Source organism: Roseomonas nitratireducens (assembly GCF_017813355.1).
GTDB lineage: Bacteria > Pseudomonadota > Alphaproteobacteria > Acetobacterales > Acetobacteraceae > Neoroseomonas > Neoroseomonas nitratireducens.
This window is the reverse complement of record NZ_JAGIYZ010000037.1, coordinates 1-12,514: the sequence shown is the minus strand read 5'-3', so window position 1 is coordinate 12,514 and position 12,514 is coordinate 1. Positions and strand designations below refer to the sequence as shown.

At 74.2% G+C, this 12,514-nt stretch carries 11 protein-coding genes; 9 read left to right on the top strand and 2 right to left on the bottom strand.

Features of this window, described 5'->3' with window-relative positions; translation table 11 throughout:
• The first annotated feature begins 3 nt into the window (after window positions 1–3).
• The 6 genes from J5Y09_RS22840 (at window position 4) to J5Y09_RS22815 (ending at window position 5,617) form a co-directional block, all read left to right on the top strand.
• Window positions 4–327, top strand: a complete 324-nt coding sequence (locus J5Y09_RS22840; protein WP_198377464.1) for a YbaB/EbfC family nucleoid-associated protein — start codon at window positions 4–6, stop codon at window positions 325–327.
• Window positions 327–683 (top strand): heavy metal-binding domain-containing protein, encoded by a 357-nt coding sequence (locus J5Y09_RS22835; RefSeq protein WP_209354171.1) that lies wholly within the window; start codon window positions 327–329, stop codon window positions 681–683. The genes J5Y09_RS22840 and J5Y09_RS22835 overlap by 1 nt, the downstream gene beginning before the upstream one ends.
• Window positions 683–1,276: a recombination mediator RecR gene (gene recR / locus J5Y09_RS22830; RefSeq protein ID WP_209354170.1), complete on the top strand. Its 594-nt coding sequence runs from the start codon at window positions 683–685 to the stop codon at window positions 1,274–1,276. Before J5Y09_RS22835 ends, recR begins: the two co-directional genes overlap by 1 nt.
• Window positions 1,277–1,569: 293 nt before the next feature.
• Window positions 1,570–2,370: an alpha/beta fold hydrolase gene (locus J5Y09_RS22825; protein ID WP_209354169.1), complete on the top strand. Its 801-nt coding sequence runs from the start codon at window positions 1,570–1,572 to the stop codon at window positions 2,368–2,370.
• The gene (locus tag J5Y09_RS22820) at window positions 2,370–4,745 is read left to right on the top strand and encodes a spermidine synthase family protein (RefSeq protein WP_209354168.1); all 2,376 of its coding nucleotides are present in this window, start codon (window positions 2,370–2,372) and stop codon (window positions 4,743–4,745) included. The genes J5Y09_RS22825 and J5Y09_RS22820 overlap by 1 nt, the downstream gene beginning before the upstream one ends.
• Window positions 4,742–5,617, top strand: coding sequence for a protein-L-isoaspartate O-methyltransferase family protein (locus J5Y09_RS22815; RefSeq protein WP_209354167.1), 876 nt, complete (start codon window positions 4,742–4,744; stop codon window positions 5,615–5,617). Before J5Y09_RS22820 ends, J5Y09_RS22815 begins: the two co-directional genes overlap by 4 nt.
• A gap of 24 nt (window positions 5,618–5,641) precedes the next feature.
• Here the strand turns inward: J5Y09_RS22815 and addA are convergent, their stop codons facing one another.
• Together addA and J5Y09_RS22805 are read right to left on the bottom strand one after the other, a co-directional pair.
• A complete protein-coding gene (addA, locus tag J5Y09_RS22810) occupies window positions 5,642–9,136 on the bottom strand; it encodes a double-strand break repair helicase AddA (RefSeq protein WP_209354166.1) in 3,495 nt (1,164 codons plus the stop codon).
• Window positions 9,133–10,716: an ABC transporter substrate-binding protein gene (locus J5Y09_RS22805; RefSeq protein ID WP_209354165.1), complete on the bottom strand. Its 1,584-nt coding sequence runs from the start codon at window positions 10,714–10,716 to the stop codon at window positions 9,133–9,135. Before J5Y09_RS22805 ends, addA begins: the two co-directional genes overlap by 4 nt.
• 149 nt (window positions 10,717–10,865) lie before the next feature.
• Here J5Y09_RS22805 and J5Y09_RS22800 point away from each other — a divergent pair, with 149 nt between their 5' ends.
• The 3 genes from J5Y09_RS22800 to J5Y09_RS22790 all read left to right on the top strand — a co-directional run.
• On the top strand, window positions 10,866–11,198 hold the full coding sequence (locus J5Y09_RS22800) for an FKBP-type peptidyl-prolyl cis-trans isomerase (RefSeq protein WP_209354164.1): 333 nt from the start codon (window positions 10,866–10,868) through the stop codon (window positions 11,196–11,198).
• A 72-nt stretch (window positions 11,199–11,270) separates the two neighbouring features.
• On the top strand, window positions 11,271–12,197 hold the full coding sequence (locus J5Y09_RS22795; protein WP_209354163.1) for a hypothetical protein: 927 nt from the start codon (window positions 11,271–11,273) through the stop codon (window positions 12,195–12,197).
• A 130-nt stretch (window positions 12,198–12,327) separates the two neighbouring features.
• Window positions 12,328–12,514, top strand: a 187-nt coding sequence (locus J5Y09_RS22790; protein WP_209354162.1) for a hypothetical protein, incomplete at its 3' end; no start/stop codon positions are given.

Below are 12,514 nucleotides of genomic sequence, written 5' to 3'. Positions count from 1 at the left end.
GCGATGAAGAACCTCGGCAACATGCTCAAGCAGGCGCAGCAGATGCAGACGCGCATGCAGGAGATGCAGGCGAAGCTCGAGGCCACCGAGGTCGAGGGCGCCTCCGGCGGCGGCATGGTGAAGGTGCGCCTGACCGGCAAGGGCGACCTGCGCCGCGTCACCATCGACCCGTCGCTGATGAACGCGGATGAGCGCGAGGTGCTCGAGGACCTGCTCGTCGCCGCCCACGCCGACGCCAAGCAGAAGGTCGAGGCGACCATGGCCGAGGAAATGCAGAAGGCGACCGCCGGCATCAACCTGCCGCCGGGGATGAAGCTGCCCTTCTGATGATCTACGCGACCACATCCTCGATCCAGGGCCAGGAGGTCGAGGCCTATCTCGGCATCGTCTTCGGCGACGCCGTGCTTGGCGTGAACGTGCTCAAGGACCTGTTCGCCTCGGTCCGCGACATCGTCGGCGGCCGCTCCGGCACCTATGAACGGGAACTCGCCGCCGCGCGCGACCAGGCCATGACGGCGCTGACCGCGCAGGCCCAGGCGCTGGGCGCCGACGCCATCCTCGGCATCGACATCGACTACGAGGTGCTCGGCTCGAACAACGGGATGCTGATGGTCAGCGCTTCCGGCACCGCGGTGCGGCTGAAGCCGCCCGCCGCCGGCCCCTGGGCGCGCCCCGACGGGTGATGCGCAACGACCCGGTCGAACACCTGATCTCGCTGCTCGCGCGCCTGCCCGGCCTTGGCCGGCGCAGCGCGCGGCGCGCCGTGCTGCGCATGCTGATGGACCCGGCGGGGCGCATGATCCCGCTCGCCGAAGCGCTGCAGGACGCCGCCACCGCCGTGCGCCCCTGCGAGACCTGCGGCAACCTCGACACGCAATCGCCCTGCGGCATCTGCCGCGACACCCACCGCGACCGCCGGCTCGTCTGCGTGGTCGAGGGCGTGGCCGACCTCTGGGCGCTCGAACGCGCGCACGCGCATCGCGGCACCTACCACGTGCTCGGCGGGCTGCTCTCCGCGCTCGGCGGCACGGGGCCGGACGACCTCGCCATCACCCCGCTGCTGCGCCGCATCGAGGCCGACAACATCGAGGAAGTGATCCTCGCGCTGCCCGCCACCGTCGATGGCGCCACCACCAGCCACTACCTGACCGACCGGCTGAAGCCGACCGGCACCAGCGTGACCCGCCTGGCCCAGGGCGTGCCGATCGGCGGCGCACTCGACGTGCTCGACGACGGCACGCTGGCGGCGGCGTTCAAGGCGCGGCGGCCGCTGTGATAGGGAAGGGCGTTCCGCAGGGGGGCGCCGCCCCCCTGGACCCCCCGCCGAGGGCCGAAAGGCCCTCGGAACCCGTGAGATGGGCGAATTGGGGGAGGGGCGCCGCGCAACCTCTCTCGCCCACGGTCACTTCGAGCCCCTCCCCCAATTCGCCCATGTATTGGTGTCCAGAGGCCTTTCGGCCTTTGGCTGGTGGGTGCGGGAGGGCGGCGCCCTCCCGCGGCGCGCCCACACCCATCACGCGCCGCAGCGCGTTCATCGTCGCCGCCAGTGGTGTCCTCGCCGCGCCAGCCGTGTCTGCCGCCGGCCAGGCGCGCTGGTTCCGGACGAGCGACGGGGTGCGGTTGCGGTATCTCGAGGCCGGGTCGGGTCGGGTGGTGGTGTTCGTGCCTGGCTGGTGCATGCCCGCGCGCATCTTTGCCCCGCAGATCGAGGCCTTGTCGCGCCGCTGGCGCGTGGTGGTGCTCGATCCGCGCGGGCAGGGCGAGAGCGAGGTGCCGCGCGACGGCTATGAACCCACGCGGCGGGGCCAGGATGTGCGGGACCTGCTGGCGCAGCTGGGCGGTGGGCGTGTGGTGCTGGCGGGCTGGTCGCTCGGCGTGCTCGACGTGCTGTCCTATGCCGACATGGCGGGCGACGGCCGCATCGCGGGGCTGGCGCTGATCGACAACTCGGTGGGGGAGGGCACGCCGCCGCCGCCGCGCCCGTCGCGCTTCTTCCAGAACCTCCGCCAGCGGCGGGATGCCACGGTGCGCGGCTTCGTCGCCGGCATGTACCGCACGCCGCAGGACCCCGCCTATATCGACGGCATCGCGCGGGAGGCGCAGCGCATGCCGGTGGAGGCCTCGATCCGCCTGCTGTCCTACCCGCGGCCGCGGGAGTTCTGGAGGGACAGCCTCTATGCCGTGCGCCGCCCGGTCTTCTATGCCGTGACGCCGCGGCTGCGCGGGCAGGCGGACCTCGTCGCGCAGCGGCATCCGCAGCCGATGGTGGAAATCTACGAAGGGGCGGGACATGCCCTGTTCGTGGACGAGGCGCCGCGCTTCAATGCGGCCATGGAAGAGTTCCTCTCGCGCCGCGCGGCCTGGTCCTGATGCAATCTCTCATTCCGCTGTTCCTGATCGCCGGCGCGGCCGTCGGCGTCGAGATCGCGCTGACGCGCTTCTTCGCCGTCGCGTCGTGGTCCGAGTATGGCTACTGGGTCATCTCCATCGCCATGACGGGCTTCGCCGTCTCGGGCGTGGTGATGGTGCTGGGGCGGGAGGCCTTCCTGCGCCATGCGCGCTGGCTGCTGCCCGGCCTGCCGGTCGCGATGCTGGCGGCCGGCGGCGCGGGCTGGATCGGCGTCACGCTCAACGCCTTCAACCCGCTCGAGCTGCAGAACCCCGCGACGGCCGAGGCGCAGCTGGTGAACATCGCGCTGTACTACGCGGCGCTGTTCCCCTTCTTCTTCCTCGCCGGGCTGGCCGTCTCGCTCAACTTCGTGGTGCATGCGGGGCAGGTCGGGCGGGTCTATGGCTACGACCTGCTGGGCGCCGGCACGGGCGCGGTCGCGGCGCTGCTGCTGATGTTCCTGATGCATCCGTTCCTGCTGGTGCCGGCGCTGCTGCCGCTGCTGGCGGTGGCGGCGGTGATCGCGGGCGGGGCGCGCTGGCGCGCCGCGGCGGTCGCGGTGCTGGTGGCGACGGAGGCGGCGGTCTTCGCGCTGGCCGCGCCGCGGGTGAACGAGTTCAAGCCGATCTACGCCCCGCTCAACGTGCCCGACAGCCGCGTGGTGGCGGAGGTGCTTTCCCCGCGCGGGGTCTACCAGCTGCTCGACAACTTCACCGAGCGGCTGGACACGGATGTCTCGAACAATGCGGGCACCATGGGCATCGCGGCCCCGCCGCGCACCTTCGGGCTGTATCGGGACGGCTCGCGCATCGCGGCGCTGCCGATGGGACAGCCGAGCGCGGAGCATGCTCGCGCCTCGCTCGACGCCGCGCCCTATGCGCTCATCGACGCGCCGCGCGTCCTCTCGCTCGGCGGCGCGGGCGGCTTCCGCGCGGCGGAGGCGCTGGCCCTCGGCGCCGCCCACGTCACGGTGGTGGAACCCGAGCCGGTGCTGCGCGAGGCGCTGCTGCGCGGCCTCGGCGCCTCCCCCGCGCCGGCGCCCGATCCGCGCGTCGCGGTCTCGGCCGCGCATCCGCTGACCGTGCCCGGGCGCTTCGACCTGGTGGACATGGCGGGCGACTTCCTCGGCGCCGACGACCAGAACCGCACGGCGGTGACGGCGGAGGCGCTGGCGCGCTTCCTCTCGCAGCTCGAACCGGGCGGGATGGTCTCGGTGCCGATCGGCATCCGCGAATTGCCGGTCTATGCCGTGCGCGTGCTGGCCGCCGCGCAGGCGGCGCTGCGGCTGGCGGGCGTGGCCGATCCCGCGCGGCATGTCGCGGTGATCCGCAGCGCGTGGAACCTGCGCGTGCTGATCGCGCGCGATCCCTTCGACGCGGCGCGGGTGGAACGCCTGTCCGCCTTCGCCGAGGAACGCTCCTTCGACCTGTCCTACGCGCCCGGCCTCGCGATGGAAGGGCGGGAGGTGTGGAACGACCTGCCGCCCGTCTCGCTGGAAAGCACGATGGTCGAGCAGGGTGGGGCGGCGCAGGACGCGGTGGCGCGCGAAGCCGCGCTGCTGCTGGCCGGCACGCCGGCGGAGGACGCCTTCGACCGGTCCCCCGTCACCGCCGACCGGCCCTGGCTGTCCCCGCTGGTGCGGCTGGCGTCGCTCGGTGCCGCGCTGGCGCGCATCGAGATCCTGCCGCAGCAGGAAATCGGGCTGCTGGTGAACGTGGCCGTGCTGGCGCAGGCGATCGTGCTGGCGCTGGTGGTCTCGCTGCTGCCCCTGTTCGCGCGCGGCGCGCTGCGCGTGCCGGCACCCGTGCTGGGGCGGGCGCTGGTCTACTTTCCCGCGCTCGGCCTGGGCTTCCTGCTGATCGAGATCGCCTTCATCGAACATGCGGCCCTGCTGCTGGGCGACCGGACATCCGGCTTCGCGCTGGTGCTGACGACGATGCTCGTCTTCTCGGGGCTGGGCGCGATGTGGGCGGGGTCCGTCGCGGCGCCCGGCCGCGCGCTCAGGCTCGCCGTGCTGGTCGCGCTGGGCTGCTCGGTGCTGGCGCTGTTCGGCGTGCGGGGCGCGGTGCTCGCGGCGCTGGACTGGCCCTGGGCGCTGCGCGCGGCGCTGCTGTGCCTGGCGCTGGCGCCGATCTCGCTGGCCCTGGGCTTTCCCTTCCCGCTCGGCCTCGACCGGTTCCAGCAGGAAGGGCCGTCGCTGCTGCCCTGGGCCTGGGCCCTGAATGGGGCCTTCTCGGTGGTCGCGACGCCACTCGCCAACCTTCTCGGCCACGGCATGGGCCTGTCCTGGCTTCTGGCCGCGGGCATGGTTTGTTACGCTGCGGCCGCCCTCGCCTGGCCCAAGGAACGCTCATGACGATCACACGCCGCCCCCTGCTGCTCGGAGCGCTCGCCGCGCTGGCCGCGCCGCCCGCCCTGCGCGCGCAGGGTTCCCCCGCCTGGAACCGCGAGGCCTATCTCGCGGCCATGCGTGCCTCCGGCCGCGAAACCTCCATGACGGAGCAGACCTTCGCCGCCATCCAGGCGCGCAAGCCCGCGGCGATGCGGCGGATCGAGACCTACCTGAAGTCGCGCTTCAACAACGAGGCCGACCCCGCGGTGCTGCGCGCCTTCGAGGCGCTGCCGCGCGAATACTTCCACTGGAACTACGAGGGCCGGTCCAACGGCGCCACCAACGCCTATGAGGCCGACCCGAAGCCCTGGGGCCTCGGCTTCGGCTCGGCGCTGTCGGACTACCTCGGGCAGGCCTACATGACCCAGGCCTGTCAGGCGAAGCCCGAGCATGTCGCGCTTGAGATCGGCACGGGGTCCGGCTTCCAGGCCGCGTTGCTGTCGCGCATCGTCTCGAAGCAGTATTCGATCGAGATCATCAACCCGCTCGGCACCGCCGTGCAGCGGATCTTCTCCCCGCTCGGCCTGACCAACGTGGAAACGCGCGTGGGCGACGGCTTCTTCGGCTGGCCGGAAGTGCAGGGCGGCTTCGACATCATCATCGTGACCTGCGCCGCGCAATACGTGCCGCCGGCGCTGATCCAGCAGCTCAAGCCCGGCGGGCGGCTCGTGATCCCGATCGGCCAGCCCTTCCGCCGCGGCCAGTTTCTCTACATCTACACGAAGGACGACGACGGGCGCGTGCGCAGCCGCAAGGATGTGGGCGTCTACTTCATCCCCATGACGGGCGCGATGATGCAGCAGCCCCGCCCGCGGGACGCGCAGGCGCCGCAATAGCGCGAAGCCCCGCGCGCGCCGCCGCTACGGCGCGTGCGGGTCCAGCAGCGCGTCGGGCAGCGCCATCAGCCGCGCGCCATGGGTCCAGACCAGCGCGCATTCCACGCGCCGCCCGGGGAAGGCGGCGCGCAGCAGCGCGCGATAGGCCGCCATCTGCCGCAGGTACAGCGGCGCCACCTGGTCCGGCGTCGCGGGCGGCGGGCGATTGGTCTTGTAGTCCAGCACCAGCACGCGGTCGGGCGCGACCAGCAGCCGGTCCACCTGGCCGGCGATCAGCCTTTCGCCGACGCGCCCGGCGAGCGGCGCCTCGGCCAGGCTGCCGGGGCCGAAGGCGGCGTCGAGCAGCGGGTCCTCCACCAGCCGCATCGCCTCCGCCAGCACGGCGTCGCGTTCCGCCTCGTCCAGCCCATGGCCCGGGCGGGCGAGGAAGCGGCGCGCCATCTCCGCCCGCGCCGCCGGCGGATGATCGGGCAGGTGCTGCAGCAGCGCATGCACCAGCCGCCCGCGGCGGAACCGCAGGCCCCGCGGGTCGTCGGACGGGCGCGGCGGGGCGGCCGGCGTCTCCTCCTCCCCCGGCAGGGCGGAGGGCGCGACCGACCCGGCCGGCGCCTCGACCGGCGCGGGGATGCGCGCCCAGCCCGGCAGGGCGGCGGCGGCGGCGCGCGGCGCCAGCGGGTCCTCGGCCTTGGGCGGCGCCGCTTGCGGGCAGGCGAAGCCCCGCAGCGTCGCGTCCTGCGGCAGCAGGTTGGCCGCCGCGCCGAAGCAGGCGGGGTCGGGTGGCGCGGCGATGCTGCCCTCCAGCCGGTCGAAGCCGGCTTCGACCAGCCGGTACCAGCAGCCCTCCGGGGCCTTGCGCGCGCCCTGCCAGCCGCAGACCAGCAGCCGGTCCTCGGCGCGGGTCAGCGCGACGTACAGCAGCCGGTGCCTCTCCCGCGCATCGGCGGCCTGGTCCTCGGCGCGGCGGTCGGCCAGGGCGGCGGCGGAAAAGCCCTCCTGCCGCGGGGCCCAGGCGGGAAGGTCCTCCTCCAGCCAGCGCAGCGCGGTGCGGTCGGGCGGCTCGGCCGTGGTGTCCGGCAGGATGACGATCGGCGCCTGCAGCCCCTTGGCGCCATGCACGGTCATGATGCGCACGGCGTCGCCCGCGCCCTCCGCTTCCCGCTTCACCTCGGCCCCGCCCTGGCGCAGCGCGTGGACGAAGCCTTGCAGGGACGGCGGATGGGCGCGCTCGTGCTGGAGTGCGGCGGACAGCACCTCGTCCAGCGGGTCGGCGGCATCGGGGCCGAGGCGGGCGAGCATCCGCGCCCGCCCGGCGCGCGCATCGAGCGGTCCCGGCCCGCCCAGCACATCGGCCAGCAGCGCATGCGGCGTCGCGATGTCGGTCCGCGCCATCAGCCGCGCGAGCCACTCCGCCACCCGCCCGAAGCGCGTGTCGCTGCCCCGATGGGCGGCCAGCGCCGACCACAGCGAGCCCTCGCGCGGCGCGGCGAGCGCGAAGACCTCCTCCTCCTCCAGTCCGATCAGCGGCGATTTCAGCAGGGCGGCCAGCGCCAGGTCGTCCTCGGGCAGCAGCAGCACGTCGGCCAGCGCGAGCAGGTCCTGCACCGCGATCTGCTCGGCCAGCACCATGCGGTCCACGCCGCCCACCGGCACGCCGAGATCCTTCAGCGCGCGCACCAGCGCGGCCACGAAGCCGCCGCGCGCACGGGCGCGCACCAGCACCAGGACGTCGCCGGGCCGAACCGGGCGGCCTTCGGGCTGCGCCGCCTCCCGCCCCGTCTCGACGCGGGCCGGCAGCGTCTCGTGCTCGATCATGTGGCGGATGCGGTGGGCGAGCAGCGAAGCGAGGCGCTGCGGCGCGGCATCGGCCTCGACGGGCGCTTCGGGCGGCGCCCAGGCGGGTGGTTCGGGCGCGTCCTCCGCCGTCAGCAGCGGCCACAGCTCGACGGCCCCGGCCTGGCCGGCGCGGTCGGCGTAGTGGCGCAGCGTCGCGCCGGGGGCGACCACGCCATCCCGCGCCGCGCCATCCGCGAAGACCGCATCGACCAGCGCGAGCACCGGCTCGGTGGAGCGGAAGGACACGTCCAGCGGCACCGGCCGGAACTCTAGGCCGGCGGCGGGCACGGCGCCGGCGTAATGCGCGCGTTCCCGCGCGAAGCCTTCCGCGTCGGCGCCCTGGAAGCGGTAGATCGACTGCTTCTCGTCGCCCACGGCGAAGACGGTGCGGCCCTGCTCGCGCGCGCCCTCCCCGGCGAAGAACTCGCCGGTCAGCGCGCGCACGATGCCCCATTGGTCGGGGTTGGAATCCTGCGCCTCGTCCAGCAGCACGTGATCCAGGCCGCCATCGAGCTTGAACAGCACCCAGGCGCTGCCGGGGTCCTCCAGCAGCCGCTCGGCGCCGCGGATCAGGTCGTCGTAGTCGAGCATCCCCGCGCGGCCCTTGGCGTCGCGGTAGCGGCGCAGGATCGGCGCGCCGATCGCGAGCAGCGCGGCGGTGGCGGCGAGCACGCGGCAGCCGGCGCGGGCTTCCTCCACCTCCGCGACGCGATCCGCCTCGCGCGCCAGCGTGTCCTGGATCCAGCCCGCATCGGCGCCCGCCTTCTTCGTCGCGAGGGTCTTTCGGGGCGTGTTCTTCTCGGTCAGCAGGATGGCGCGCCAGTCCTCCCACGCCGCGGCGCGGCCGGCGGGATCGCGTGCGAGCCAGGCGGCGATCGCCGCGCCGCGCGCCTGGTCGTTCTCGTTGCCCGACAGGCGCAGCAGCGCGCCGGCGCGCGACAGGGGCTCGGCATCGACGTCGCAGGCCTCCGCGATCACGTCGGCCTCGTCATTCGTCCCCGGCGGCAGGCCCAGCACCCGCGCCAACGCGGACACCATCGCGCCGAGGCCCTGCCGCCCTTCCACCGCGCGCAGCAGCCGCCCGCGATCGCCGGCGAGGGTGCCCACCAGTTCCGCGAACCGCGTCGGCGGCACCAGCCGCGCGAGATGCGTCAGCGCCCCGGCATCCGGCGCGCCGGACAGCACCGCCTCCCTCTCCCGCGCCAGCATGGCGCGCGCCTCCTGCTCCTCCACCACCGCGAATTGCGGCGCGAGGCCGGCTTCCAGCGGGAAGGCGCGCAGCAGGGATTGCGCGAAGGCGTGGATGGTGGAGATGCGCATCCCGCCCGGCTGCTCCAGCACGCGCACGAACAGCGCGCGGGCGGCCGCGATCTCCGCCGCGTCCGGCGTGCGCCCTGTCAGCCTGCCGATGGCCGCGGCGAGCGCGGCTTCCTCCGCCGTCGCCCAGCCGCCGAGCGCCTTCGCCAGCCGCGTCGCCATCTCCGCCGCCGCCGCCTTGGTGAAGGTCAGGCACAGGATGCGCCCGGGTGCGACGCCGGCCAGCAGCAGGCGCAGCACCCGGTCGGTCAGCAGCTTGGTCTTGCCCGACCCGGCCGAGGCTTCCACCCAGGCCGAGGCGGTCGGGTCGGAGGCGCGGGATTGCGCCGCCTCGGCGCGCGCGCGCGGCGTGGCGGCGGCTTCGTTCACGCGCGGCGCACGCCCCAGAACAGCGCCGGGCCGCCCTTCACCACGCCGGTGATGGACCGGCGATAGGCCTGTGGCGGCAGCACCAGGCCGAGCGGGATGAAGGGCACTTCCTGCCACACGGTGGTCTGGATCTCCCGCGCGATGCGCTTCTCGGCCTCGAGGTCCGGCGCCTCGAACCAGGCCTCGCGCAGTTCCTCGAGCCGCGGGATGGTCGGCCAGCCGGCCCAGGCGCCGGTGCCGTGGCCGCGGATCGGCTGGTGGCTGCCGGGGACCGAGACGTCGAGCCCTTCCCAGGTGGTGGTGAAGGCGGACCAGCCGCCCTGGTCCACCGGCCCGCGATTGGTGCGGCGCTGGATATGCGTGCCCCAGTCCATCGCCACGAGGTCGACGTTGAAGCCGACGCGCCGCATCGTGTCGGCGGCGACCTCGGCCAGGTTCTGCAGCACCGGCAGGTCGGTGGCCGACAGCATCACCACGCGCTCGTTGCGGTAGCCGCTTTCGCGCAGCGCGCGCTGCGCCGCCTCGATGCTGCGCGGGCCGGACAGGACCTCGAGCCCCGCATCGTTGGCGAGCGGCGTGCCCGGCGTGAAGACGCCCGCCGGCACCGCGGAAAGCGAGGTGTCGGTGCCGATCGCCGCGTCCATGAAGGCGCGCTGGTTGATCGCCGGCAGCAGGGCGCGGCGCACCGCCGGGTTGTCGAAGGGCGGATGCAGGAAGTTGAAGCGCAGCACACCGAGGTTGCCGGCGCTGTTGATGCGGTCCACCACGATGTCGCGGTGCCGGCGCAGCAGCGGCAGCAGGTCGGCGAGCGGGGTTTCCCACCAATCGGCCTCGTTGTTCTGCAGCGCGGCCGAGGCGGTGGAGGGGTCGGGCATGATCCGCCACTCGACGCGGTCGAAATGCACGGGCTTGCCGCCGGCGAGGAAGTCCGACGGTTCCTGGCGCGTCTCGTAGCGGTCGAAGCGCTCGTAGATCGCGACGTCGCCGGGGCGGAACAGGTCGGCGCGGAAGCGGAAGGGGCCGGAGCCGATGTATTCGCGCACCTGGGTGAAGGGATCGGTGCGCGCGATCCGCTCCGGCATGATGGCGCAGATGTTCGCCGACGGCTTGCCCAGCGCCCAGGCGAGGCCGGCCCATGGCTTCTTCAGCCGGATCTCGATCGTGGAATCGTCGACCGCGCGCATGCCGTCGAGCAGCCCGTCGAGCCGCTGGCCGAGCACGTCCCGCTTCGACCAGCGCGCGATGGAGGCGACGCAGTCCGCGGCGCGCACCGGCTCGCCATCGTGGAAGCGCAGGCCGGGGCGGAGCCGGATGGTCCAGCGCAGGCCGTTGTCGGTGATCTCGTGCCCGGCGGCCATCTGCGGCTTCGGCTGGAAGTCCGCGCCGAGGCCATACAGCGTGTCGTAGATCATCAGCCCGTGGTTGCGGACGATGACGGCTGTGCTCCAGACCGGGTCGATGTTCGACAGGTTGCTCTGCGGGATGAATCGCAGCGTGCGCGCCTGCGCCTGGCCGAAGGCGACGGACGGCGCGGCAAGGCCGGCGAGCGGGGCGGCGAGCACGGCGCGGCGGGATGTCATGGGCTGGCTCCTGGGAAGGGGTCTCGGTGCGGAGCATGGGGCGCCGCGCCGCCGCGCCGCAATCGGGCCCCGGGATATGGCGGCGCGCGGGGCCGGCCGCTATGCCTCCGCCCTTCGCCCGGCATCCCGCCCGGCGCGGGAGAGAGAACATGACCGACCTGACGATCGGCACCGGGGCGGAAGCCGCGCCCGGACAGGACATCACCGTCCACTACACCGGCTGGCTGTTCGAGGAGGGCGCGCCCGAGAACAAGGGCCGCAAGTTCGACAGCTCGCTCGACCGGGGAAGCCCCTTCGTCTTCACCCTGGGCATCGGGCAGGTGATCGCCGGCTGGGATGCGGGCTTCGCCGGCATGAAGGTGGGCGGCAAGCGGCGCCTGATCGTGCCGCCGGAGATGGGATATGGCGCGCGCGGCGCCGGCGGCGTCATCCCGCCGAATGCGACGCTGGTCTTCGACGTGGAATTGCTGGCGGTCGGCTGATCTCGCGGGATGGGCGAAGAGGGGTTGGAGAAACTCACGAAAAAGTGATACGCAGGCACCACGCGGCGATTGATGCGGCTGCGTTGGCTCGTCGAAACCGACTTGCGAGAGGATGGCGCGATGGCCCGCTTGCACGCTCTGCCCCCTGCAGTCCGCAGAACGGCGACGCTTGCGCTGCTGGGCGCCCTGGCTTTCACCGTCCTTCCCCTGCTGGTGACTGACATCGACCACGCCGCGTTCGCGCGCGGCGGTGGCGGTGACGGCGGTGGCGGTGGCGGTGGCGGCGGCGGCGGCGGCGGCGGCGGCGGCGGCGGTGGCGGCGGCGGTGGCGGCGGTGGAAGCGGCGGCGGTGGCGGTGGTGGCGGCGGCGGCGGCGGTGGAAGCGGCGGCGGTGGCGGCGGTGGAAGCGGCGGCGGTGCAGGTGGAGGCGCCGGTGGTGGTGGCTCTGCCGGCAACAGCGGCGGCCAGGGTGGCGGCGCGGCCGGCAACTCCGCGGGCGCGCCCGGCCAGGCCGGGGGCTCCCCGGGCAACTCCGCCGGCGCGCCGGGCCAGGCCGCGGGGTCTCCAGGAAACTCCGCGAACGCCCCGGGCCAGGCGGCTGCCGGGCGTGGCGACGCGCCGGGCCGCAGCGCATCCGCGCCCGGGCAGGCGCAAGGTGCGTCGGACGGCCGCGGCGCGGCCGGCGATCGCGGCCCGGCTGCCGACCGGGGCGCGCTGTCCAGCGCGCTCGGCGGGCTGAACGCCGCCCACGCCTCCCCCCGCGCGCGGGAGAATGCGGCGCCGAATTCACGCGTCGGCCAGATTTCCGCCTATGAGGCGGCGATGGTCGCGGCGTTCTCCCTGCCCCCCGGCGTCGCGCGCGACCAGGCCATCGCCCGCGCCCGCAGCGGGGAACTGGCGGCCGCGGCGAACCGCCCGGTCACCTCGTCGGTAGTGCAGCGGGTCGATGCGCTGCTCGGCCTGCCGGCCGCCGACCCGACCCTGGGCGTCGGGCGCTAGGACACTTCCCGGTCGCAATGGCGCGCGACAGGCTGTACGGGTCACCGGTGCAACACTCCAACGCATCCGGTCAGGCGGACCCGCCTGATCGCACGCCTCGTTGAACGGCCGCGCCATGCCCGGGATGGGTTTGGCCTCGCGGATCCTGCTGCTCATCATCCTGCTGATGGGTGGCGGCTGCGCGCTGGGCGGCGGCACCGCCGAGGTGCCGAGCGCCCCGCCGCCGGCGCCGGAGGCGCGTGACCGCGGCCGCGCCGCCGCGCTGCACCTGTACGGCCTGCGCGCGCTGCGCCCGCCGCGCGGCCAGGCCGCCGACA